Origin of the sequence: Pseudomonas sp. NPDC088429 (assembly GCF_044753305.1) — a bacterium.
Lineage (GTDB): Bacteria > Pseudomonadota > Gammaproteobacteria > Pseudomonadales > Pseudomonadaceae > Aquipseudomonas > Aquipseudomonas rustica.
The window spans coordinates 1-24,392 of record NZ_JBIVMX010000024.1 but is presented as its reverse complement, the minus strand read 5'-3'; the positions used below and the strand labels follow the sequence as shown (position 1 = coordinate 24,392).

General features: G+C 50.0%; 20 protein-coding genes. 3 read left to right on the top strand and 17 right to left on the bottom strand.

The annotated features are described in order from the left end of the window. Positions 1–29: 29 nt before the first annotated feature. Positions 30–2,024, bottom strand: coding sequence for a polysaccharide biosynthesis protein (locus ACIP66_RS14440; RefSeq protein ID WP_400648850.1), 1,995 nt, complete (start codon positions 2,022–2,024; stop codon positions 30–32). Positions 2,025–2,371: 347 nt separating this feature from the next. Between ACIP66_RS14440 and cysC the strand changes: the two genes are divergently transcribed. The 3 genes from cysC to ACIP66_RS14425 all read left to right on the top strand — a co-directional run bounded on the left by cysC (position 2,372) and on the right by ACIP66_RS14425 (position 5,231). Then, positions 2,372–2,965, top strand: coding sequence for an adenylyl-sulfate kinase (cysC, locus tag ACIP66_RS14435; protein WP_400648849.1), 594 nt, complete (start codon positions 2,372–2,374; stop codon positions 2,963–2,965). Further along, a complete protein-coding gene (locus ACIP66_RS14430) occupies positions 2,962–4,353 on the top strand; it encodes an FAD/NAD(P)-binding protein (protein ID WP_400648848.1) in 1,392 nt (463 codons plus the stop codon). Before cysC ends, ACIP66_RS14430 begins: the two co-directional genes overlap by 4 nt. A 122-nt stretch (positions 4,354–4,475) precedes the next feature. Beyond that, a complete protein-coding gene (locus tag ACIP66_RS14425; RefSeq protein WP_400648846.1) occupies positions 4,476–5,231 on the top strand; it encodes an SGNH/GDSL hydrolase family protein in 756 nt (251 codons plus the stop codon). Positions 5,232–5,347: 116 nt separating this feature from the next. On the opposite strand, the gene ACIP66_RS14420 is transcribed toward ACIP66_RS14425, so the two are convergent. From ACIP66_RS14420 to ACIP66_RS14345, 16 genes are all read right to left on the bottom strand, one after another. Then, complete coding sequence (locus tag ACIP66_RS14420; RefSeq protein ID WP_400648845.1) at positions 5,348–6,328, bottom strand: NAD-dependent epimerase/dehydratase family protein; 981 nt, start codon at positions 6,326–6,328, stop codon at positions 5,348–5,350. Between the two features lie 267 nt (positions 6,329–6,595). Beyond that, a complete protein-coding gene (locus ACIP66_RS14415; RefSeq protein ID WP_400648844.1) occupies positions 6,596–11,935 on the bottom strand; it encodes a glycoside hydrolase family 99-like domain-containing protein in 5,340 nt (1,779 codons plus the stop codon). Between the two features lie 165 nt (positions 11,936–12,100). After that, on the bottom strand, positions 12,101–13,465 hold the full coding sequence (locus ACIP66_RS14410; RefSeq protein ID WP_400648842.1) for an ABC transporter ATP-binding protein: 1,365 nt from the start codon (positions 13,463–13,465) through the stop codon (positions 12,101–12,103). Next, the gene (locus ACIP66_RS14405) at positions 13,455–14,273 is read right to left on the bottom strand and encodes an ABC transporter permease (RefSeq protein ID WP_400648841.1); all 819 of its coding nucleotides are present in this window, start codon (positions 14,271–14,273) and stop codon (positions 13,455–13,457) included. Before ACIP66_RS14405 ends, ACIP66_RS14410 begins: the two co-directional genes overlap by 11 nt. Next, on the bottom strand, positions 14,273–14,452 hold the full coding sequence (locus ACIP66_RS14400) for a hypothetical protein (protein WP_400648839.1): 180 nt from the start codon (positions 14,450–14,452) through the stop codon (positions 14,273–14,275). The genes ACIP66_RS14405 and ACIP66_RS14400 overlap by 1 nt, the downstream gene beginning before the upstream one ends. 367 nt (positions 14,453–14,819) lie before the next feature. Beyond that, complete coding sequence (locus ACIP66_RS14395) at positions 14,820–16,679, bottom strand: glycosyltransferase family 2 protein (RefSeq protein WP_400648838.1); 1,860 nt, start codon at positions 16,677–16,679, stop codon at positions 14,820–14,822. Positions 16,680–16,852: 173 nt separating this feature from the next. Continuing rightward, entirely contained in the window at positions 16,853–17,872 is a 1,020-nt protein-coding gene (locus ACIP66_RS14390; RefSeq protein WP_400648836.1) for a glycosyltransferase family 4 protein, read from the bottom strand. Then, entirely contained in the window at positions 17,869–18,909 is a 1,041-nt protein-coding gene (locus ACIP66_RS14385) for a UDP-glucose 4-epimerase family protein (RefSeq protein WP_400648834.1), read from the bottom strand. The genes ACIP66_RS14390 and ACIP66_RS14385 overlap by 4 nt, the downstream gene beginning before the upstream one ends. Then, on the bottom strand, positions 18,828–19,751 hold the full coding sequence (locus tag ACIP66_RS14380) for a glycosyltransferase (RefSeq protein ID WP_400648832.1): 924 nt from the start codon (positions 19,749–19,751) through the stop codon (positions 18,828–18,830). Before ACIP66_RS14380 ends, ACIP66_RS14385 begins: the two co-directional genes overlap by 82 nt. Before the next feature lie 55 nt (positions 19,752–19,806). Beyond that, positions 19,807–20,697 carry a glucose-1-phosphate thymidylyltransferase RfbA gene (gene rfbA / locus ACIP66_RS14375; RefSeq protein WP_400648831.1) on the bottom strand — a complete coding sequence of 297 codons (891 nt, stop codon included), beginning with the start codon at positions 20,695–20,697 and terminating at the stop codon, positions 19,807–19,809. Next, entirely contained in the window at positions 20,694–21,587 is an 894-nt protein-coding gene (gene rfbD, locus ACIP66_RS14370) for a dTDP-4-dehydrorhamnose reductase (RefSeq protein ID WP_400648829.1), read from the bottom strand. The genes rfbA and rfbD overlap by 4 nt, the downstream gene beginning before the upstream one ends. After that, the gene (gene rfbB, locus ACIP66_RS14365; protein ID WP_400648827.1) at positions 21,584–22,660 is read right to left on the bottom strand and encodes a dTDP-glucose 4,6-dehydratase; all 1,077 of its coding nucleotides are present in this window, start codon (positions 22,658–22,660) and stop codon (positions 21,584–21,586) included. Before rfbB ends, rfbD begins: the two co-directional genes overlap by 4 nt. A 224-nt stretch (positions 22,661–22,884) precedes the next feature. Continuing rightward, entirely contained in the window at positions 22,885–23,124 is a 240-nt protein-coding gene (locus tag ACIP66_RS14360) for a LapA family protein (protein WP_400648826.1), read from the bottom strand. Positions 23,125–23,154: 30 nt separating this feature from the next. Then, the gene (gene ihfB / locus ACIP66_RS14355; RefSeq protein ID WP_003189779.1) at positions 23,155–23,451 is read right to left on the bottom strand and encodes an integration host factor subunit beta; all 297 of its coding nucleotides are present in this window, start codon (positions 23,449–23,451) and stop codon (positions 23,155–23,157) included. Between the two features lie 145 nt (positions 23,452–23,596). Further along, entirely contained in the window at positions 23,597–23,875 is a 279-nt protein-coding gene (locus ACIP66_RS14350; protein ID WP_212543750.1) for a hypothetical protein, read from the bottom strand. A gap of 197 nt (positions 23,876–24,072) precedes the next feature. Next, positions 24,073–24,392, bottom strand: a 320-nt coding sequence (locus tag ACIP66_RS14345) for a S1 RNA-binding domain-containing protein (protein WP_400648824.1), incomplete at its 5' end; no start/stop codon positions are given.

Below are 24,392 nucleotides of genomic sequence, written 5' to 3'. Positions count from 1 at the left end.
AAGTGTGTACGTTACTGGATGTGAAACAATCAGGGCTCGAGGCGGCGTTGCTGGTAGATCCAGTCGACGATCTCGCCGTCGGGGGTGTAGCCGCTGACGGTTTCGCGCAGCAATTGACGTACTCGGGAATAATCGTCCTTCTCCACGGCATTGAGTAGTTCGCTCAACCTGCCTTTCAATACATCCCATGGCAGATGATCTTCGCTGGCTGTCATGATCATCGGGTGCGATGTAGCGGAGACGTTATCCCCGATCAACAGTTCCTCGAAGAGTTTTTCACCTGGGCGCAACCCCGTGAACTCGATGGAAATATCGCCTTGCGGATTGCGCTCCGAACGAATGCTTAAACCGGAAAGGTGAATCATTTTCTCGGCGAGTTCGACGATTTTCACCGGTTCGCCCATATCCAGTACGAATACGTCACCGCCCTGCCCCATCGAACCCGCCTGAATCACCAGTTGCGCCGCCTCAGGAATGGTCATGAAGTAGCGGGTAATTTTCGGGTGTGTGACCGTCAGCGGCCCACCGGCCTTTATCTGACTGTGAAACAACGGGATTACCGACCCTGAGGATCCAAGCACATTGCCGAAACGAACCATAGTGAAGCGGGTTTTGTTGACTCGAGAAACGTTGGCTTTATCACCGAACAGAACCGGAGCGATTTCACGGCTCAGTGCCTGAAGGGTGAGTTCTGCCAAACGCTTGGTACTTCCCATGACGTTGGTCGGGCGCACCGCTTTGTCTGTGGAAATGAGGACGAAGTTCGACACTCCGGACTGCAATGCGGCTTGAGCCGTGTTGAGTGTGCCAATGACATTGTTCAACACACCTTCAGCAATGTTGTGCTCGACCATCGGTACGTGTTTGTAAGCTGCGGCATGGTAGACCGTATCGACCTTCCAGGTTTTCATCACGTCCAGCAACTTGTCCTGATGACGGATCGACCCAAGCATCGGCAGTAATCGCACAGAGACAGCTTCACGACGGGCCCTTTGCTCCAACTCAGACAGGATGCAGTAGAGGTTAAATTCACTATGTTCAAACAACAAAAGAGTAGTGGGAGCCAACGAAAAAATCTGCCGACACAATTCTGAGCCGATGGAACCTCCCGCCCCGGTTACCATCACGATCTTGCCTTTAATGCAGTGCGCCAATAAATCGGAGTGGGCTGGTACAGCATCTCGTCCGAGCAAGTCTGCGATATCCACTTCCTGAATATCTTCAACCTTGACCCGACCACTCGCAAGATCAGTGAAATTAGGAACGCTCCGCACATGCAGCGGAAAGCCCTCGAGATGATTCAAAATCTCCCTGCGTCGCGCCCGGGTGGAGGATGGTAGCGCCAATAGGATCTCTTGCGCGCCGGTGACATCAATCATTTGTTGAATGTGTTTGGGTTTATAGACCTGTAACCCGGAAATTGATCGATCAGAAATCCCCGAATCATCATCAATGAAGGCTACGGGACGCATCACCTTTCCCATTCGTAAAGCCGCAACGAGTTGATTACCAGCCACGCCGGCTCCATATATCGCGACTTTGGTCAATCCGTCTTCACGACTCGTAAAAGGAACATGTTGAGCAGCCGTGAACCAGTCCCCCATGAAATATTGGCGCATGCACAGGCGCAAGCCGCCAATGACGATCATGCTGAGCCACCAATAATTGAAAATGATCGATCGAGGAACGACGGCTTCGTGATTGCTGTACCAATAAACAACTACCGCTAAAATCAGTGACGACAGACTGACAGCTTTGACGATGGCAATGAGTGCATCGTTACCAAAATAGCGCATCACCGCCCGATACATACCGAAACGTATAAACAATGGAATGGCGATGACCGGAGCGCATAAAAAAAGCCATCCATGAGCTCGGACTGGATTGTACATATCGTCAATGCCCAACCGCACGATGAACGACAACCACAACGCGCCCCAGACCAAAACCACGTCTGTCCCGACCTGCAGCATACGTTTTTGCTTGCGAGGCAGTCCCAGCAACAACATCCGCACTTTATCCATTCACACCTCCGAGCACGTTGCTCCCTCCTTTGGCAGTCGATGCACAATTCTACCCTCAATGCATGGGAGGTCATTCGAATACTTGGCCAGACAAGATAAGGAATCGAATCTGGGGCGACGCATGCCCGCGATTCATCACAAGCAATTTAACCAAAGCATAGCTACAATCCACTGATTATCTGAAATGTAAAAATGCTTTTGGAGCCCCACAGATGATGGCAGTTTGGTAATCCTGTCATCAGAGTCAAGGAATCAGAAAACGTAGGGGAATGGAACTCACCCTGCACGCAAACGATCCCCAATCAAGTAGTTATAATTTTTAAATCTATCAGTATTCACGAGACATCATGTCCGAAAATCTAGTAGCTCACATATCAGCTGTGGACGCAAAGCGCCGCAGCATCATAAAAAATCAGCGGCCTATTGTGATTTGGCTAACAGGACTCAGTGGCGCAGGCAAATCATCTATCGCCAACGCACTAGAGATAGCACTTTGCAATGACGGTCGACATACCTACTTACTTGATGGCGATAATGTTCGATTAGGTCTTTGTCACGATTTAGGATTCAGCGACAACGATCGAGTGGAGAACATACGTCGCATTTCCGAAGTCGCGAAGCTTTTCATAGACGCAGGCCTGATCGTCATTACCGCATTCATTTCTCCGTTTCTGCGTGACCGAGCCTTAGCCAGGGAAGTGATCGGGACAGAAAATTTCGTGGAGGTTTTTATCGACACCCCACTCAATGAATGCGAAAGAAGGGATCCCAAGGGACTGTATAAAAAAGCTCGTCAAGGCCTGATAAAAAACTTCACAGGCATCGACTCGGCATATGAAGCGCCGGAAAATCCGCAAATCAGGATCAATACCCTGGAGGATGATCTACAGAACGCAGCGCAGCGTATTGTCGACTACATCAACGAGCAGACAATGAAATGAAGACGTTGGTAATCATCGGGGCCGGCTTCAGTGGAACTGTCTCCGCCATAGAGTTTCTGCGTTCCGCACCTCAGGATTCACGACTCATCATCATCAACCGTTCCGGTACGGTGGCCCGCGGCCTGGCTTATGGTACGAGCAGCTCGAGACATCTTCTAAACGTACCAGCGGGAAACATGAGTGCACAGGTTGACAACCCAAACTCATTCCTTGAGTACTGCCAAGCCTGCCTCCCCGGTACAACCTCCGGATCGTTTGTATCCAGAAAGCTCTATGGCGACTATCTTGCCTCGTTACTGGACAGCGCCGAAGAAGAGGTGAAGAACAGAATCAACATACAGCGAATTACAGCTGAGGTTAAAACACTTAAACCGTATGACCAAGGATCCCGGATAGAACTGATTAGCGGCAAAACAATCTTTGCCGACCACGTCATTCTTGCGTTTGGTCACTTCCCTCCCCGTACCCCCGCAGCGCTGGAATGTATACTCCAGACGACGCAGTACATAGAAAACCCTTGGAGTGACTCGATAACCGTAGGGTCTGCCAAGGACACGTCGATATTACTTCTAGGAAGCGGTCTTACTGCCCTTGATGTTATTTCAAGTCTCGGCCCGTTGACACTAGGTAACGGCAAAATTTATTTGCTGTCGCGGCGAGGTCTATTGCCTTTGCCACACCGAACAGGAAAGAGCTCTTTCTTACCGCCCTCATCTCTACAGGAAGAACTTTTATCCGTCGCGCCAACTGCCTTAAGCTACTTGCGGGTCGTGAAAGATCACGTCAAAGCTGGCGCAGCTAGTGGGTTGAACTGGCGAGACATCGTTGCGGCACTGCGACCCATAACTTCACTGTTATGGAAGCGCCTTCCAGTCCATGAACAAAGTCGGTTTCTACGTCACCTACAGCCCTATTGGGACGTCCATCGCCATCGTGTTGCGCCGCAAACCTATGAACTATTCGAACAAGCACTAACGCTTGAGAAAATTGTCCCCTTTGCCGGCCGCATCAAAGCCGTTGAGTCTGCAAGTGGCAAAACCTTGGTGACCATTGAGCAACGCGGGAACCTAGGACTCAAAAAAATAGAAGTAAATCTGATCATCAACTGCACGGGTCCCAACTCCAATCCGGGCTTGATTGATGAACCGCTTATCTGCCAGCTGATTGCCGACGGTCTCATCGCTGTAGATCCGCTTGGCCTTGGACTTAGAGTTGATGACAACCTCGCTGTTGAAACCCGAGACACGATCCCGTCCGACTGGCTGAGTTACGTCGGCCCGATGTTAAAAGCCAATTATTGGGAAGCCACGGCAGTACCAGAACTTCGTCTTTATGCGTCAGCACTGGGCAGAAAAATCGCGGGTAAGTTCTCTGCTGCTCAAAACTGAGCACTCCAGTGGAGGCGCCATCGAGTATTTGGTTGGCATCCTTCTGTCACTCATAACAGCATGTACATGCCAACGAATGACCTAATATGACTCAAGGCCTTGAAGCAGGAACTACCCGGATAATGACGCCTGTACTTGTACTCGGCGATTCGCACGCTTTGGTTTTCAGTTCAGAAAAAATGACTGAGCTCTTTCCCGAGCATTCTTTCGAAGTAACGTCGGTGGGCGGCGCGACCGTATCGGGCTTGAAGAACCCGAACGCAGTCACCCAAGCCATGCCGCAATACTTGGCGGCCCTTGAAGCAACGAATGCCAAAACCGCAATCGTGATGCTAGGAGAGGTAGATACAGGATTTGTGATCTGGTACAGGGCTCAAAAGCATGGTAGCGCTGTCGATCAAATGCTTGAACAAGCGATTACCAATTACCAGAAACTACTGCGGGATCTGGCGAAAACTTTTGATGTCATTTGTGTCAGCACTCCTCTTCCAACCATTCAAGACGATGTTCAATGGGGCGAAGTGGCCAATCTGCGCAAAGAGGTAACAGCGTCACTCGCCGAGCGAACAGAACTCACCATCAAATTCAATCGTATGATGGGCGCTTTTTGCGATCGCGAGGGAGTAAGTCATCTGAACTTCGATCACATGTCACTGGACGACACTGGGGTACTCAAAAACCACTTGCGAAACCCAGACCCTGGCAATCATCATTACGATCCTGCGGCTCACGCCGTGATGATCGAGCCGAGGTTACGTCCACTGCTGGCGCGGTGCAGACACACCACTGATCAGTCCGCAGCGCCTGACAGTACAACCATACAAGTCAAGCGCTCCCCTTTTTCAATGCTCTGGAGATTATTTCAGCATCGGCAATAGCGCACACTAGCAAAACCTTAAAGATTTTTCATAAAAAAGCCCGCTGAAATTCAGCGGGCTTTTTATGTTTGCTCACACTCAGCACCTGGGGTACCCACCAAGCCACCGAAATCTCATCAAGCGATTCTGGAGTCCGGGCATTCCTGCAACCATGTCACAAAACGCTGCAGCCCCTCATCAAATTCTACAGCAGGCTCCCACCCCAAAGACTGCCGGGCCCGCTCAATGCTCAAAACACTTACAGGTACATCAAAACCACGAGCCGATAAATAATGACGGTCTGCCTTGCGACCAGTGATTCTTTCAATCGTATCAAGCACGTCATTCAAACTGTGCCCGTGACCGGAACCGATGTTGAATACATGTTCGTCCCGTGAAGGCTCAAGGGAAGCCAGCAATGCCTGAACAACATCGGCAACATGCACGTAATCGCGCACCACCGACCCATCGCCCCATATTTCAATGGGTTCATCACGCAAGACTTTACCCAGGAATACGGCAACTGCACCCTGATTGGCATGCGTTCGCTGCCCTTCACCATAAGGGTTTGCCAGACGTAAAACGGTGTAATCCAGACCATGTAAACGATGGAACAGCGCCAGATACTTCTCAATAGCCAGCTTGGTGATTCCGTACGAACACGCCGGATCAGTTGCGTGAGTTTCGGGGATGGGTACCTGAACCGGATCACCGTAAACAGTTCCTCCCGAAGACACGAAAACAACCTTCTTGATGCCGGCCTTCAGCGCCAGGTTCAGCAAGCGTACGGTTCCGACAAGATTACTCTCGACATCAAAAACGGGATCCGCATTTGAAGATTTAGGCAATGTGGTGGAAACAAGGTGATAACACACATCGCAATCGCGCAACGCTTCTGTGACATCAGCTTCACTGGTGAAATCACCTTCAAACAACTCGAAATCTGCATGCGTGGCATGGGACTCCCCAAGCTCGACTACATTTGGCCGGTCAAAACAACGCACCGCATGCCCCTGATCAAGCAATGCATCAATCAGATGAGTGCCGATGAAGCCGCGTCCACCCAATACAAGCGACCGAATAGCTCTCTTCGTCGAGGTGTTCTCGGTATTTTTCAACGTAGCCTCCAATGCTTCAACGGCCTGAGATCCTGTATATAAACACAGCAAAAAAGCGTTATACGCTTGATCTGTACAAAACGTTGTAAAAAGAAATGTATCAGTCGAACCCAAAAAAATACAAAAGGAGCCGATGAACAGAGCAATAAACGCCTGCGCCGAACTCCGCTCCCGCCCTGCTGCATCTCAGAAGGCAGCACACTGTAATGCGTCGCTCACCACCCCTGCCATCAGCAGAAGGGGTGGCAATGACGTCAGAAAATTGCCTTATTCAGCAGAGTCGATCTTACGACTGGCGCGAATATCACGCTCGAACAGACTGACATACTGCTCTGCAACCGCATCGATTCGATAGCGGTTGGAAACCTCTTTTACCAACCCCAATGCGTGAAGATACTGCGCCTTGTCGGTCGCAAAAGAAGCAATAACGCGAGCAGCCTTTTTGATCGGGATCTCCCAATCATCGAGTGCAATAACCTCACCTGCGATGTGCTCATCAATTGTTAACATGTTCCTGATATCGCCTACATCGGACGCCAGATATGGCCTGCCCGCAAACAGGCAGTCGACAATAGTCAGCGGGAAACTCTCGGATTTAAACTTGGTTAACATGACACCCATGTCAGCCGCAGCATAGTGGCCAACCGAGTTATCACTGAAGCCTGCCAGGTAAACAAAGTCTGGTGCACCGTCTCGCAGATACTCGTCATAGACAGGACCGTTACCGACCAACAACAAACGAATGTCTCGACCCGTTAGCTCCCGTGCCAGTTCTACCGCCCGAATTGTTTCTTCCCAACCCTTATCCGGAATCGCGCGGCTGACGCAGCACAGCACGAAAGCGTCTTGTGGAATCCCCAGTTGGGTACGCTCAATGGCCACAATATTCGGAGGCTGCAAGCCGTTAGGTACTTTGACAAAACGCTGGGAACCATTCTCGTAGAGTGAGAACTTAGCGAACGGGACAATATTTTTCTCTGCGGTGTAAACCCACGTCGTGACGCCGCTGTCTGCCGCGCGAAGTTGCTCTTCCGTTACCGCAAAAGCAGCACCATGTTCAATCATGCCGTGCAGCGACGCTACGTGAGACTTCACCCCAGCAAAGACATCAGGCAGTTCCGAAGGCGATTTCTGAATGTGCCATTGGTGAGTATTCATAGCCTCAACACCGAAGTGGCGGATGACCGATTTGACTTCTTCTAGATCAGATGTTTCCACAAGCGGAACATCGCTACGCAACATACGACGCACGCCATCCTCTCGAGCAGTCAGCCCAGCACTGAGTAGGAATACGGAATGCCCTTGGCGCTTGAACTCGTTCGCCAAACGAATCGGCAGAATCTCGGCGCCACCAGGATAGAAGCCGATGGTCGAAACCATGATATTTGGCTTACGGTTGGCACGCGCCTTCAGAATTTCATCGCGGCGATACCATTGCAAAAACTCTTCTTGAGAGTTCCCGACGTTATGGTCGTAAAGTCTTTTACTGCTCTCCTCGCAAAGTTCCATCACTGACAGCGGCACGTCATAAAGTGCCTGTATCGTCCGGCTGGCGAGGCCTAGCTCATAATAGAAAACTTCTCTCTGGTATGTCGTTTGTGCCGTGCTGCCTACATAACGACGGAAGAAATTCGTGCCATCGATGGAGTAAGCAATCTTGCCACCGCGGATAAGGTGCAAGTAGAAAACCCAATCCCCTGCCACGCGCATCGACAACCACGTTTCGTCATCAAGAAGCGGCATATTGACCGGACGCTTGAAAATCACGCCGCTGGCATTCGGAATCGTGTTTTTAATCCCAAGGGCCGTGCGAACTTCATTATGAGCCGTTTCTACGTACGATTCGCGCCATTTATCAGAGCCCTCCAGATCACTTACGTAAATATGGAACTCGTCTTCCATGACAACTTCATCGCTAGTGACGAACTCACAGCGAGCATAAGCGAGCATCACGGCTTCATCTTCAAATGTTCGAACAAGAGCCTGCAAGAAGTGTTCATCGCAGTAGTCATCGCTCTCGGCAATCCACACCAGGTCGCCCGTTGCAGCCTTGATACCCTTGGCCCACTGACGGAACACTCCGCCCGAGTTCGTCTCGTTGAAGAGTTTGATCGTAACATCGGGGTATTTGTCGGCGTACTCGCTCAAGACCCTACGACTTTGATCCGTGGAGCAATCATCCATCAGAATAACTTCAATATTCTGATACGTCTGAGCATAAATACTGTCCAGGCGACGACGCAAGAAACGTTCATGATTATAGTTCGGCACGAGTACCGAGACTTTTGGCATGAACCTGTTCGATTCAATATCAAGAAGCGCACAGCTCGTTTCGTTTACACGACCATAACCCGCAACTTTATCCGGCTCAAGGAACAGCCCTTGACTCCAGTCATTCCAGGCATTGACAAACAATAGACGACGATCATTAGCATGCATGCTGCGGGTGCTGGCAATTGCCGCGTCCAGCCAGCGACGATACTGCTGAGATCCAAAACGCGTGTATACCAAGGGTGGCTGGGAATCAGCTGCACTTGCATCACGGGCCAAAGTAATTCCGTTATAAACCGGAAAAGAATGCAACTGAGCATGCTTTGTACGTGAAATACCGTTGGCAACAATGACCGAATAAGGGACGGTTGCAACTCCATTTTTCAGTTGCGGTACAAACCCTCCCGTTTCCCCCGGAACAGCGAAAACAGGCAAGTCAAGGATCGCATCGCATAAGCCAGTCGCAATGCTTTTTTTCACATCACTGTTAATTTGTACTGTTTGCACGATCAGATAGGCAGAGATCTTTAGTTCAGCAAGTTTTTTACGCAGTTGACTCAGTACTTTCGCATCCTGGTTTTCCAGAAGTGAGACTACCAGAACAGGCCGACCATCAATTCGCGCATAACGCTTATCTGCAACTGCCTCTGCAAGACGCTCTGGTAGCAGACCACAATGCACTGAAAGTCTTAGACAGAACGACAAATCGATGTCTTTATCCTTCAGGAATACGCCAACTGGCTGATCAGCGAAATCATTGCCAACAGACTCTTTTGATTCAAAGCAAAAGCCGTAGAAACCGTGAGATTTTGCTAATCGCGCCTGTCTGCGCAACGTATCGGCGTCCAGCACATTGTAAAAGCCGAAAGAGTCATCCGGAAGCAACTGCGCGCCGCCCTTGGAGGATGAGCGAGAACTCTTCAGTACATCCCATTGAGGCGTCACATAGAGAGCGAAGAGTTTAATATCGCTATCGACTTGACCAAATCGAATGTCGCCCTCATAACGGACAACCGATCCCGGCACAGCTACACGATGTTCCGAGGCACCTGCTACAACGTAGTGCCAGAATGGATTGATATCCGCCGCTTTGATGTCTTTATACGTTTCAATATAGGAACGCGTGTCAAATTCATCAGAGGGGTTTCGACCCTCACGCCAGCCAAACTCGCAATAATGGCGTAGGGCGTCTATTTGCCCAGGCAACAAATCCGAATTCATCGCAAAATAATAGGACTCGTCAAATTTGCCAGACTTTCTAATAGCTTCCACTTGTGCTTCAACGACAGAGACGGACATTTTCGCCACTGGTTGCGCATCAGACAAATCTGAGGAATGGCGCGAATGCGTAGCAATCGAACGCCCTTCCAGCTGCCCAAACTTCAGATAGTGAACCAACGGATTGATCCGTGCGGATGCAACGTCCTGATTGTCGCTCAAATATCTGGAGACACTAAAGAGCGCCGAAGGACTACGCTGTTCTCTCCAACCATGGAGCATGAAGTGCTGGAGCGGGTCGATGCCTTTTTCGCGCACATCTGCGTTATTGGCCAGATAAAACTCTTTATCAAAAAGATTGCTTCCGCGCACCAGACCGAGGGTCAACTGGTTACGGAAATCACGACGTCCGCGCAAGACCTCAATCGTTTTGCTCAATGAAGGAGCGCTGAGTACACGTTTAGTGCGGCGCAGGAAGTTACCAACCCGGCGCACTGGAGAAGTCATACGCCAAGATCGAGACGCAAGCACTTTACCGAGTTCTCGCTTGAGCGCTTCCACATCCACGTCTTTTTGCCGGGCAATACATCCAACCTCATGCTTGAGTGAGTCAACCTCTGCATCTTTTTGCAGAATTATCTGCACGATTTCATCCTTGAGCCCACCCACCTCACCATCACGCTCGACGACAGCGTGTTTTAGGTTATTGATCTGAGCGTCGCGCTCACAGAGAACCGAGTTAAGATTGACAACTTTCCCATCACGCTCGAGCAAAGCATGTTTTAGACCATCAATGGCCATCGTGTAGCTATTGATCTCCCCCTCGCGCGCAGTGTCGAGATGCGTGAACACCCTTAACTGAGCTTCAAGCTCAACTATGGCGTAACGCAGACTTGAGATCTGTCCGTCTCGCTCAGAGTTGGCCTTATTCAACGAAATAATTTGCCCATCACGCTCAACAAGCGCGTGCCTCAGTTCAGTGAGTTTTTCGTCGTATTCGACCACACGTGCGCTATTAAGATTAAGATCCGAGACTGTGGCCTCAAGATCAAGAATCCTGGTATTGAGACGAGAGATCTCTGTTTCACGTTCGATGACGAGAAGACCGAGGCTGGTGATTCTCGCACCGCCTTCGCTTATCGCAGTATTCAAATAAGCGATTTTTGTTTGAAACGCCTCGGAAGACTCGTCCAACGAAGCAATTTTCGATTGAAGCTCTGCCGCAGTCTGGTTTAACGAGGCGATTTTTGCGGTGCGCTCCCCCAATCGTTGATGGCGCCCGCGAATCAGTTTGACTGCGCGTAACGCCAGGCTCAGCTCAGCTTCTGAAAATGTTCCTTTAGTTTCCGGCAACGCCCTGTCGTAGCCAAATGCAACGAAGTCTTCGGCATATAGCTTGCGAATTAACTCAGCGCTACGCTGCGTAATAAACTCAGGAAGATAAGGGATCAGACTTTCGTTTGAACGACGTTCGGCAAAAGGATCTGGAATATATTGGCCCACGTGCTCCGCGAGTGCTTTACTGAGCTGTTCCGACTGCTCAATTTTGATCAACATGGAGTAGTTGATAAGGTCTGGACGCAACAGAGCAACCTGCGGCGTCCAGTGTTGATCCCAATAAGATGGTGCTTCTTGGCTGGCAAGATGTTCGAGAAACCCCTCAAATGCCGAAGCTATATCAGACGCATCTTTCAATGGCTGGTGATAAAAATCTCGCTGAAGATAAGGCCCAACCTGCTGGGGTTCCTGCAGCAACAGTTTAGACTGCCAAGCGGAAAAGATGCGCTTGTACGGATTTCTGACGACGGCAAACCGAAAATACGAATCAGACGTTAATGCCTCCATGAGCTCAGGCGCTTGCAGACCAGTCACATGCGGAGCAACTTTATGCATTTCATGAACGACTTGATCTGGATTGCTTTCAGCACTATCAGTGATATCGTTCAGTGCTTTCGAGCAATCTTCCAGAGAGGCAAACCACCACTTTAATGAAGTGCATGCTACTTTTGGAGTGCTCACATACAGGAGTTTGTAGCGCTCCGAACGGTAACCACTCCAACGTAGATAATTGAATACACGTTCTTCGTCACTTGGTGGCCAATCACTGATATTTAGCATAACCGTCAAAAACCCTATCTATATGCTGCTGTGCAGCATCAAACTTCCAAGCCTATAAATTCCGTGTACAAGCAAAAGTGCCTGTACCCACCCCCAATTAACATCCTTGAGGCGCACCGTCGATGCATGTTCGGCCATCGGCGGCTGCCATCGTAAAGATGCCAATCAGCCAACCGCAGCCTCGGGCGGGCCAGACATCAAGTCGACATAACCGAATGAATTCAGTTTTGTCCCAGGTACGACACGGAACATGATGGCATCCATAATTCGGTGAGCGCAGCTTGGCTCTTGGTTCGACCACACACCGCCGCCAATAAAGTACACGCCGGGCAACAAACTCATCTGGAAGGAAAACTTCACATTAAAATCACTTCCAGCTTTCACTCGCTCAAAAAAAGTACCGTCTTCAGGGAAACGTTGACCCGTAATGACGGCTCCCGAGACGTTTCGAATGTGAAGCCCCCAGTAGGTGCCGTTGAAATCTTCCATAAAGTGGCCAGCCACTTGAACTTGGTAGGTTTTACCGGCTTGCAGCACATTAACGACGCGCCCTTCGGCATCCAAGATCGAAAAAGACTTTATCTCCGCGCCTTGGGTTGGATAAATCGCCGTAGTTTCGGGCACCAATCCTGCATCGAATGCATCGCCATCTGGCTCATTGGTTTCGACTGAACGAAGCACCGCATTATCGAGCTTATTCGTGTCCACGGCATTGCCAGATTGGTCAGCAGCCAAATACTGCTCAACGAGTCGCTTGTACTCTGCCTCTGGCGCGTAAATAAGCTTTTGGTAAGCTCGCACGGCTTGAGGGGCGGGGCCGTACATCAGTCGAACACCATGATCTAGAAACAGCGTTCTATCGCATAACTCGATGATGCTAGAAGCCGAGTGCGATACGAACAAAATGGATGTGCCTTTACTTTTCAGCTCTTCCATTCGCGCAAAACATTTTCGTTGAAACTTTTCGTCGCCGACAGCTAATGCTTCGTCAACAATAAAAATATCGGGATCAATCATTGCCTGAACAGCAAACGCCAGACGTACTACCATCCCGCTTGAGTAACTCTTAACGGGTTGTTCAATGAAATGCCCAATATCCGCAAACGCCGCAATCTCGTCGAATCGCTGATCGATTTCTTCTTTGGCCAGCCCCAACACAGCTGCATTCATATAAACATTGTCGCGCCCGGTGAACTCAGGATCAAAACCTGAGCCCAATTCCAGCAACGCGGCAATACGGCCGTGCGTCTGTACACTTCCGGTCGTAGGGTTCAACGTTCCACAAATCATTTGCAACAAAGTGGATTTACCACTCCCGTTACACCCGACAATGCCGACGGTCTCACCTTTTTTGACTTCGAAAGAAACGCCTTTGACGGCCCAGAACTCACGAAAGAACTGGCTACGTCGCATGCGTACGGCACCTTGCATGCGAGGTACCAAAAATTGCTTCAGCCGATCACGCGGCTGATCATAAATCTCATAGCACTTGCTAAGGTTCTCAACTTTAATCGCGACTTCAGAGGACATCAGCAAAACCCTTACGTGTTTTCTGGAACCAGGCAAAACCCAGAGCGGCAATGCAGGTTGTGGCTAACCAGTAAATTCCCAAAATCTCAAAATCCGGCAGTTTCCCCCAAAACAGCACATCACGCGTCATTTCAATCGCTGGTGTCAACGGATTGAGGTAAAGCAGATGCCGATACGCTTCTGGGAGCGCTGTAGCTGGGTAAAAAATAGGGCTCAAGAACATGAGGACAGTGGTCAAGATACCGATGAATTGGGAGACATCGCGCAAGTAAACACCCAGCGACGCTAACGCCCAACTGACCCCAATGATAAACATGACAAAAGGAATAACGATCAACGGAAGATAAAACGCAGTTGCGTGAGGTACGCCAAAAAAGATGCTATAAGCGATAAACCATACGCCAAGACTGATAGCGGCGTGAAACAACGCAGACCCCAGAACAACGACAGGCAGAATCTCTAGCGGGTAAACCACTTTCTTCACAAAATTGACTTTCCCGAGAATCAGGCCGGGAGCGCGGTTGATGCACTCGGCGAATAAATTGAAGACAATCAAGCCGGCAAAGAGAATCAACGCGAATTCGGTTTTGGAGTCACTGTCGACACTCCATCGAGCCCGGAGTACCGCGCTGAACACAAAGGTGTACACCGCTAGCATTAGCAGCGGGTTGAAAAAAGACCACAGCAGGCCCATCGCAGATCCACGGTAACGACCCAGAACCTCGCGGATGGTCGATGCTTTAATCAAAGCTGCGTTACGCCATAATGTGGCGAACATTTCCAAAGGGTTGGCAGAAAACTGACGCATCAAGCAAAAACCTCAACAGAAAAATGTTCATACCCATACCGGCTTGCGCAAAATGCACGCGACGGAATCAGACCCAAAAATGAAAAACGAAAGCTTTCAAGAGAGACACCGGCTTCCTCTGCACGCTGCTTGAGGACATTCGGCATGAAGTCATGCATATTTGGTGGCTTTCCTTTCATATAAGCAGCATATCCTTAAGCAGGTGCCCAACCTGAAATCGTACATAGTGAGCAGTCCACGGGATTGGCGGCTACCTTTGGACGGCAATACCCGCATCGTTCCGGGCCTGAGAAACACCTGCATCGGGGTAATTGAGGCGCCAAATGATAGCATCCAAACCCAGATAGAAACACGACTTTTCCTACGCAAACTACAGCTTGGATGCGCTAACACATTCAATGCCGGCACACTGACAGATACCACAAAACAATTTCAACCTGCCTCCTGTTGATCGCACACTGCTTGAAAAAGACCAGACTCCCCTCAAAAAACAATGAGTAAACAACATTAAAAAACCGCCTGAGCAGGCGGTTTTTCAACATGCAGTCAAATGTAATTCTCACAGGATTTTATCGCTCGGTTCCGAGCATCAAGATAGGCATGGTGAAGCAGTTTATGCCGATTGATTCGCACATCCGGATCAGCCGGCGTTCGAAACAGCGACGTAGTCTTCGGAACATAGCAAAAGGAATTTTTATATGCATAACGCAGCCAAAGATTCCAATCTTCTAAATTACTCATGTCCGTTTCGAATCCGCCACGCGCCAAATACAACTCTCTGTTAAAGAGCAGCGATTGAATAGGAATGTAATTGTGATCGAGCAGCACATCATAATCGAAAGCTTGCTTGAAGACAGGATGCGTTTCGTGGCTGGTCTCGAGATACCGGCCTCCTTCACCATTACTTACAGTGCCGACCTCCATGGCTAACGAATAGGCCGCTACTGCATTCTCGTTTTTCGACAGCGCCGAAACCAAAACCTCAACATGATCAGAGAACAGCAAATCGTCATCATCGAGAAACATGCAGTACTTACCACGAGCCATTTCCAGACCGTAGTTTCCAGTGACGGATCGTCCGACCTTGTCCATCCCGTAAAATCGAATACTGCAACGGTTAAGTGCGGAGAAATTCTCCACCAAAGATTTCATGGATGAGCCGCCATCTTCAACCACGACCAATTCGATATTAGGATAGGTCTGGTTGAGCACAGAGATGATGGACTGCCGGAGATACTCATCCCTTTTTTGATACGTACGGGTAACAATTGTAATTAAAGGGAGATCAGAAAACTGATCCCCTATGGGCCAGAACGCGCCTTCACGAATCAATTCATAATCAAAGCCCCTAAATGGAAAGCAAACTGCATTCTCGGGACCTTTACCTTTCAGAAAATGGCTCATCTTGTTTATTAGCTTTCGAAAACTAGCGAGAACATCCTGGCGAGATCCTGGATACACTTGCGGCCGCAGTAATAGCAAAAACATTAAGGTTGCGCCGCCGATTTTGTCAAGCAGGCGCCCGTAACGAAGCCTGATATAACCGTTGGCCAAGGTGCTTCCCACATACTGCAGGGGCTTTACCTGATTTTCATGCTCATAGGTGTAATGGTAAACAATGGCGGATGGGCAGTATTTGAGCAGATACCCATAAGACCTGAAGCGGTAAGAGAGTTCGACATCCTCTCCATACATGAATATCTGGTGCTCATATCCGCCGACTCGAAAATAGGCGGCACGCTTAATCAGCACGCACGCGTGTGAAGACCAGTTGGTTTCCAACGTGACCGGATCGTAATATTTTGGATGCTCGTAAGGGGCCTGTCTCAATTCCCACGAGGCAACCTTGTCACCCGATTCAGACAAAGCATTTGACACAACTTTCATTATTGAAGTCGGAGAAAAATGAATATCTATATTGGTGACGAGAAAAAATTCAGCTCGACCCTGTGTAATTGCTAGATTATGACCCGCACCAAAGCCCACGTTCTGCCCACGATCAACTTTAAAACCCGCAACAACGTTGACCAACGCTGCTCGCCACCGTTCAAGAGCTTGAATCGTATTATCGGAAGAACCGTTATCAACTATGAAAATATTCAGCTTAGTGCAGGGATAGTCCTGAGATCTCAGAGATTCAAAGAAACCTTCAACCCACTTTTCACTGTTATATGTAACAATACTGACATCGATAACCGGGAGTTCATCGACGATTATATTGGATGCAACATGAGAAAAACGGCGATCAGACAAGCTCTGAATGGCTTGCGCATTATCTTTGGAATAGATGACCGAAAATACACGAGTGCGAATTGACTTTGAAAGGAGGCCCACCCTCACGCGAATACTCGCAAGAATCGGAAACTTCTGATATAGCGGGCGAAGAACCGCCTTGGGGTGAGTCATCAGGCGACTCACACCTGCCAACCACCGAGCGGCAAACGACTTATCTGAATTCCTCATACCCACAACATCACCTGTAAAAACATATTTTATCTATAAAATCGGTTAATCGTAACGAACCAATCTACCAACCCCAGACACTGCTTCGGCCCGCGATCAATGAATGAAGCCCTTTGCTATCTCTGGTGTTCCAGCGCGCCTGCTTGATATTTGCACGCAATCACTACCAGAGGAGCATAGGCAACGACCAAAGCTATTATTCCTGAAAACCAGCCGACAGCGACTAAAATTGCCAAGGGCGTTAACCACAGAATGTTAATAGCCAAGACCGCGTAAACAACACTTTTATGGCTCCTATACTGCCTTGAAGCATACTGATAGGCATGCGTTCGGTGTGCTTCATAAATTTTATCACCGCGCAGCAGTCGCCTTAAAAGCGTCCACGTCGCATCGACAATGAAGATTCCCAAGAGTATTAACCAACACCACAGAAGCTCTGGTTTCCTGGCCGTCGCAATGATGGCCGCGCCCGCCAGGGTCACTCCCAAAAAACCGCTGCCAGCATCGCCCATGAAAATCCGCGCAGGAGGGAAGTTCCAACACAGAAATCCGGTCACTGCTCCCACCAACAATAGCAACGGCCAAATCAACTCCCGATTTCCACCCAGCCAGTAAACCAGGCAAGCAGATAAACAAACAGAGATAGCTTCGAGACTCGCGAGACCATCAATTCCATCCATAAAATTGTACAGATTGAGCATCCAGACAATAAATACGACAAACAGCACAGGAGTGAACCACTTTAAATCAATAACAAAACCAAGAATCGAGAGCTTTATCCCAACTCCTAGCCAGAAAAAAATCCATCCTGCCGCCAGAAAATGGCCAGTCAAACGCCATCGGGCTGCGACGTGTCCGTGATCGTCCGCAAACCCCAATATTGAAATTAAAGCCCCCGCTCCAATAAAGGCTATTAACGTCGACAGGTCAACTAGTTGCAAACTATGCAACACCGGTAGCCCCAGCAAAAAAGAAACAACGATTGCGACTCCACCACCTCGAGGTGTCGGAAGAGTGTGTGAGCTGCGAGCGTTAGGGATATCAATTAGACTGTTTGCCAGCGCGTAACGCCTCAGTACATAGGTCATGGACAATGAAGCGAAAAATACCGCACCCAACAGGCAGTAAAAAATCATTTTTTTAACGTCTCGAGATAGTGTTCTATTGTTTGACGAAGCGCTCTCTCCCTGGACACAGGAGGCGTCCAACCCAAATGCTGTTCAGTTCTGACAATATTAACCTCAAGAGTATCGAACAAACGCTGTGCAACTATTCGCTTTCCTATCAAAATTAAAAAGCTCTTGAGCATCCACACCGGCACCGGAATCAACGGCGCCGGTTGACCAATTAAATGACCAATGTCCATAATCAGCTGTGTAGTCGAGCAACTATCACCATCACTGACCAGAAATGCATTACCGGCGGCGGCGGGATGATCGATACACGTTATGATCAGATCCACCAGATTAGCTAACGAAACCAGGCTTCTGCGGTTGGATATACAACCCAACGGCAGACTGACCCGCTTGTTCAACCAAGACATCATACTAAGAAAATTACCTTTCACCCGCGGACCGTAAACCAGCGGCGGGCGAATAACGACCAACTCCATGCCAGTTTCCAGCGCTATTTGCGAAAGCGCTTGCTCCGCCTCCCACTTAGAAATGCCATAAGGATCCTGAGGAGCCGGTGGATCATCGAACCGGAAAGGTTTGTGCGAAATGGTGCGCTCGCCATTCACTTTGATCGAGCTGATAAAGATGAACCGTTTGACGCCGGCTGCCGCAGCCTGACGCGCCAGATTGACCGTTCCCTCCACGTTGATGGCTCGAAACTCCGCCAGTGCATCTAACGCAGTTTCACTCATCACGTGCACTCTGGCAGCGCAATGAACGACGACATCAACCTCCTCAAGGGCTGGCAAGCAAGATTGTTCTGCGAGTACAAACGGAACAACCTTGCACAGTCCGACGAGTCGGCTCCCACCACGCACAGCTGCCACCGGGACGAATTGACGATCAACCAGTAGCCGCATGACCACCGCTTCCCCCACCAACCCCGTCGCACCTGTAACGAGGATAACTGGTCTTTTCATTTTGTTTTTTTCCCGACAATCGCCGTAGCCCAGCAAATCAGAAAAAAGAACACTTTGTCCCGGAAACGCCTCCTGCATGCCCACGCGCTGAACGAAAGCAGTATCAATTGTTTTCGACCCAGCAAAAGCCATCGCTGTACAAACGGATGGCGCTGTTTTCCAACGAGCACTGCAATGAGTTGCACTTGAGAGAACCACCAACCATCGTGAATAGTTTTGTAGCGCATCAACAAAGAACCGACACCAATATTCGCGCCGACTTGGTTACTCTGATGTTGTCGATATTGCATGGTGGGAACGGGGTCGATAATCCATTTCAATCCGTTACTGCGAGCAAATGCGTAGCAATACCAATCATGCAAACTGACGTCTTGCAATTCGACCCATTGAGCAGCCACTGACAACTTTAGCTTTGTGGCCAAGGCTTTACCCAGAACATAGGTACAACCAGGACCAGCGGCTTCGAAAAGAAAATCCCAGGCAACCTGAGGCTGAGCTTTGTCGATCAAATGCGTCCGACCATCATCCCAGAACGCAGTGACGTTACTGGAATAGCCATCCGCAGCTTGTGAAGTGAGCACTTCGCCTGCTCGCTTGAGCTTTAGCGGATGCCAGACATCATCCTGATCAGCAAATGCAACTAGGTCGTATCCATCGAAATTGACATCACGCAGGAGTCGAAAGAAATTACGCGAAGCACCGCCAAAACTACCCGCGGGTGGAAGCACAACTACGGAGGGATGATGAACTGCGTAGTCAGCGCACCACAATTCAGTACCGTCCACTGAAGGGTCGATACTGATGAATACAGTCACATCAACGGCAGCCTGATTAAGGATCGAGTCCAACTGCTCCTTTATCCACTGCATGCCGTTGAATGCGGCCAGCAAAACTGCAACCTTGGGGTGTTTTACTGACATGCCGATCCTGTCAAAACGCGTCGAACGTCACCGCTCAGAAAATAACTGCCGCTTCTTAATGGTCGGACGTATCCAGCAGCTTTTGCAGATACTGCCCGTAGCCTGTCTTTTTCAACGCGCTCGCTTGCGAGGCTAGTTGTTGCGCAGTAATCCAGCCATTGTGGTAAGCAATTTCTTCGAGACAGGCAACCTTTAGGCCCTGTCGTTGCTCAATCGTATGAACAAAGTGACTGGCCTCCAGCAGAGAATCATGAGTACCGGTATCAAGCCACGCAAACCCGCGACCCAGCATTTCGACGCTGAGGGTTTTGCGCTCGAGGTAAACGCGGTTCACGTCGGTAATTTCTAGCTCGCCACGATCAGAAGGCTTGATACTCTTGGCAACTTCGACAACGTCGTTGTCGTAAAAGTACAGGCCGGTCACTGCATAGTTGGACTTTGGCTTTAGAGGCTTCTCTTCGATACTCAGCGCCTTACCTGTGGCATCGAACTCGACGACGCCAAAACGCTCAGGATCGGAAACGTGATAACCGAACACAGTAGCACCCTGCTGCTGAGAGCTGGCAGAACGTAAATTGTCGGAGAAATGCTGACCATAGAAAATATTGTCGCCCAGAATCAGACAACACGGATCATCGCCGATGAACTCTTCACCTATGATGAATGCCTGCGCGAGACCATCAGGACTTGGTTGTTCAGCATAAGTGAGCTTAATGCCATAGAGGCTGCCATCACCCAACAACTTGCGAAAGCACGGCAAGTCTTCTGGAGTAGAGATGATTAGAATCTCGCGCATGCCGGCAAGCATCAGTACCGACAGCGGATAAAAAATCATCGGCTTGTCGTAGATCGGCAACATCTGCTTAGAGACACCAAGAGTCAACGGATGCAGGCGCGTGCCAGAACCGCCAGCGAGGATGATGCCTTTACGATTTGTTGTGGTCATTTGTTAAGAACTTCCCTAAGCATTCGAGTTACACCACTCTGCCAATCCGGCAGGTGTAATGAAAAATTGTCACGCAACTTTTGAGTATTCAATCGCGAATTCAAAGGTCGTAGCGCAGGCGTTGGGTACGCCGTCGTATCAATTGGATTTATCTGCGAAACAGCTAACGATTCTTCGTTGGCTAAGGCAAAACTGATCACGTGACTAGCATAGCCGTGCCATGAAACCTCACCCGCGGCCGCTAGGTGATACAAACCTGAAAGCTCTGGCCGCAATTGCACCTGCCGTATCGCCAGCGCCGTCACATCAGCTATCAGATCGGCTCCCGTAGGCGCTCCAATCTGATCAGCGATCACATTTAGAGTTTCACGATCCTTGGCCAAACGCAGCATGGTTTTCGCAAAATTGTTACCGCGCGCCCCATAGACCCAACTGGTACGAAATATCAGGTGCTTGCAGCCAGAAGCGATAATCGCCTGCTCACCTGCCAGTTTACTTGCACCGTAATGGTTTACCGGTGCGACTGCATCGGCTTCTCGCCAGGATTCAGATCCCCGACCGCTGAAAACATAGTCTGTCGAATAGTGAACCAGCCAAGCGCCCGAGGCGGCTGCTTCTTGCGCCATGACTTGGCATGCCTCGCCATTGATGCGACTGGCCGTCGCCCTCTCGGATTCAGCCTTATCGACCGCCGTGTACGCAGCAGCGTTTACGATGAAGTCAGGTTCGACCTTGCGGATGGTGGCGCGCAGCCTCTCAAGATCCGAGAGTTCCCCACAAAGCCCCGCATCTGAATTCCGATCAAGGGCTATCAACTCGCCAAGAGAGGCCAGAGAGCGTTGCAGCTCCCAGCCCACTTGGCCGTTTTTCCCTAACAAAAGGATCTTCATTCCTGACCCGAACGACCACTGTAATTCTGGTCGATCCACTGCTGGTAGCTACCGCTTTTCACGTGCTCAACCCACTCAGTATTGGTGAGGTACCATTCGACAGTTTTACGAATACCGGTTTCGAAAGTCTCTTCCGGCGTCCAGCCAAGCTCACGCTCGATCTTGCTCGCATCGATCGCGTAACGCAGGTCGTGACCTGGGCGATCTTGCACGTAAGTGATCAAGCTAGCGTGCGGACGGTGAGCAGAGTCAGGACGCAACTCATCCAGCAGCGCGCAAAGGGTATGCACCACTTCGATGTTTTGCTTTTCGTTATGACCGCCGATGTTGTAGGTCTCACCCAGAACACCCTCGGTGACGACTTTGTACAAGGCACGTGCGTGGTCTTCAACATACAGCCAATCGCGAATTTGATCGCCCTTCCCGTACACCGGCAATGGCTTGCCTTCCAGTGCGTTGAGAATGATCAGAGGAATCAATTTCTCAGGGAAGTGGCAAGGGCCATAGTTGTTCGAGCAGTTGGTGACCAACGTCGGCAGGCCGTAAGTGCGCGCCCAGGCACGAACCAGGTGGTCGGAACTTGCCTTGCTGGCCGAGTACGGCGAGCTTGGTTGATACGGAGTGGTTTCAGTGAAGAGATCCTCCGGGCCTTCCAGATCACCGTACACTTCGTCAGTGGAAATATGGTGAAAGCGGAAATTGGCCTTACGTGCATCATCCATGGCCGCCCAGTAGTGACGCGAGGCTTCCAAGAGAGTGTAAGTGCCAATGATATTTGTCTGGATGAACTCGGACGGGCCAGAGATCGAACGGTCGACGTGCGATTCCGCTGCCAAATGCATGATGGCATCCGGCTGGTGCTCACGCAGGACGCGATCAATTTGTTCGCGATCGCAGATATCAACGCGCTCGAACGCATAACGTGAGTTCTGACTGACTTCAGCCAAGGACTCCAGGTTACCGGCGTAAGTCAACTTGTCGACGTTGACGACAGAGTCAGTGGTATTGGAGATGATGTGACGGATGACTGCCGAGCCGATAAACCCGGCGCCGCCGGTAACTAGAATTTTCACGCGAAACCATACCCTTGAGTTGCTGACAGTGTCACCAACGAGCACCGTCTAATCCATGAATGCAAAAACCGCAGGAAAGCAGGCTTCTGTCAGAGTCTGTCTGAATCGATGTGTAAATATGCCACTATCGAACAAGCGCAGCATTTTACAGCTTAATGAGCGTTTTACTAATGGATATAGACAAACTGTGGTGCAAATTGATTTACGCGTCGCACCGACCTTGATTACGCCAGACGTTTGCGCGCTGCTCGAGTCGAACGCCCAAGAAACCAGCCAATAATTGGCCCAATCAGCATGCCGATTAGCAACGCTACAACCGCGACGAGCGAAACAGGCAGTTGAGGCCCCGACCACCCCAGAAACATCAGCGCGACCGACTGCTGGTTTTCAAGGATGAAAGCCAGAATAACCAGCACCAGCAGCAAAACAAAAACACCGAGAAGAATACGTTTGAGGTTACGCACGCACGCCTCCTTGATAATTCAGAGCGAAGATCAAACCCCCTCCTCCTCTTCTTCGTTCACACGATCGCGCAGTTCTTTACCTGGCTTGAAATGCGGAACGAATTTTCCGTCCAGACTCACAGACTGGCCGGTTTTAGGATTACGCCCAACGCGCGGCGCGCGATAGTGCAAGGAGAAGCTGCCAAAACCGCGGATCTCGATTCGATCACCGGTGGCCAGACATTGAGACATTTGTTCAAGCATGGTCTTGATGGCCAGTTCTACATCCTTGGATGAGAGCAGCCCTTGATGGGTGACAATTCGTTCGATCAACTCCGACTTCGTCATATTTTTCCCTTCTTTTTCAAGCAGCTAGATCAGCGCTTGAAAGGTTTTAGCACGCCCGGAAGATTTTGAACAGCCCAGGGATTGACATATCTTCCTGCGCATTGAAACGCCCGTTTTCAGGGCACAAGCTCTATAAACGCCCACCCTATCGACACATCACCAACATCGTGCGCGTCAGGTAGCCCGCAGGATTGAAGCCAAAAGGATACTGATCATCATCCTTGGCATCATCGGATCTGGTAATGACCTTGTAGCCTGCGCCTTTGCATTCTTTTGTGGCGCGCTTTTGACACTTCTCCCAACTCGAGCCCAATCCCGAGCAATCGACCTCGATGCCGCTGACGCCGCGCACCACATGCGTCTTGGCGCTCGTGGCGCAGCCCGCCAACATCAGCACACCGACCAACACGATAAACTTGTTCATTCACTTCCTTATGCCAGGCAATCTGCCCGACTACTGCGATCTTCAGCCTAAGCCTAGTCGCGAATAGACGATTGATCCGAATAAAGAAACAGACAATTGAGTAACAAGATTGGTTTCACGCGAGAGGTGCCGCTCCACCAAATCGCAGGCACAAAAAAGGGCGACCGAAGTCGCCCTTTTTAATGATCAAGCAGAACTTAGTTCTGTTTGGCCATTGCCTGGCGCAGCAGTGCCGCCATGGTGGTGTCGCCAGTAGGAGCTTCTTCAGCCTTCAGGCTTTGGATAGCTTCTTTCTCTTCAGCATCGTCTTTCGACTTGATGGAGAGCTGGATTACGCGGCTCTTGCGATCAACGCTGATGATCTTGGCTTCTACTTCCTGGCCTTCTTTCAGAACGTTGCGCGCGTCTTCAACGCGGTCACGGCTGATTTCGGAGGCTTTCAGAGTCGCTTCGATATCGTCGGCCAGAACGATGATGGCGCCTTTGGCGTCAACTTCTTTCACAGTGCCTTTAACGA

Excerpts from the sequence above, each read along its gene's own strand:
- ACIP66_RS14440 (WP_400648850.1), bottom strand. The coding sequence starts at position 2,024 with ATGGATAAAGTGCGGATGTTGTTGCTGGGACTGCCTCGCAAGCAAAAA.
- cysC (WP_400648849.1), top strand. The coding sequence starts at position 2,372 with ATGTCCGAAAATCTAGTAGCTCACATATCAGCTGTGGACGCAAAGCGC.
- ACIP66_RS14430 (WP_400648848.1), top strand. The coding sequence starts at position 2,962 with ATGAAGACGTTGGTAATCATCGGGGCCGGCTTCAGTGGAACTGTCTCC.
- ACIP66_RS14425 (WP_400648846.1), top strand. The coding sequence starts at position 4,476 with ATGACGCCTGTACTTGTACTCGGCGATTCGCACGCTTTGGTTTTCAGT.
- ACIP66_RS14415 (WP_400648844.1), bottom strand. The coding sequence starts at position 11,935 with ATGCTAAATATCAGTGATTGGCCACCAAGTGACGAAGAACGTGTATTC.
- ACIP66_RS14410 (WP_400648842.1), bottom strand. The coding sequence starts at position 13,465 with ATGTCCTCTGAAGTCGCGATTAAAGTTGAGAACCTTAGCAAGTGCTAT.
- ACIP66_RS14405 (WP_400648841.1), bottom strand. The coding sequence starts at position 14,273 with ATGCGTCAGTTTTCTGCCAACCCTTTGGAAATGTTCGCCACATTATGG.
- ACIP66_RS14400 (WP_400648839.1), bottom strand. The coding sequence starts at position 14,452 with ATGAAAGGAAAGCCACCAAATATGCATGACTTCATGCCGAATGTCCTC.
- ACIP66_RS14395 (WP_400648838.1), bottom strand. The coding sequence starts at position 16,679 with ATGACTCACCCCAAGGCGGTTCTTCGCCCGCTATATCAGAAGTTTCCG.
- ACIP66_RS14390 (WP_400648836.1), bottom strand. The coding sequence starts at position 17,872 with ATGATTTTTTACTGCCTGTTGGGTGCGGTATTTTTCGCTTCATTGTCC.
- ACIP66_RS14385 (WP_400648834.1), bottom strand. The coding sequence starts at position 18,909 with ATGCAGGAGGCGTTTCCGGGACAAAGTGTTCTTTTTTCTGATTTGCTG.
- ACIP66_RS14380 (WP_400648832.1), bottom strand. The coding sequence starts at position 19,751 with ATGTCAGTAAAACACCCCAAGGTTGCAGTTTTGCTGGCCGCATTCAAC.
- rfbA (WP_400648831.1), bottom strand. The coding sequence starts at position 20,697 with ATGACCACAACAAATCGTAAAGGCATCATCCTCGCTGGCGGTTCTGGC.
- rfbD (WP_400648829.1), bottom strand. The coding sequence starts at position 21,587 with ATGAAGATCCTTTTGTTAGGGAAAAACGGCCAAGTGGGCTGGGAGCTG.
- ihfB (WP_003189779.1), bottom strand. The coding sequence starts at position 23,451 with ATGACGAAGTCGGAGTTGATCGAACGAATTGTCACCCATCAAGGGCTG.
- ACIP66_RS14350 (WP_212543750.1), bottom strand. The coding sequence starts at position 23,875 with ATGAACAAGTTTATCGTGTTGGTCGGTGTGCTGATGTTGGCGGGCTGC.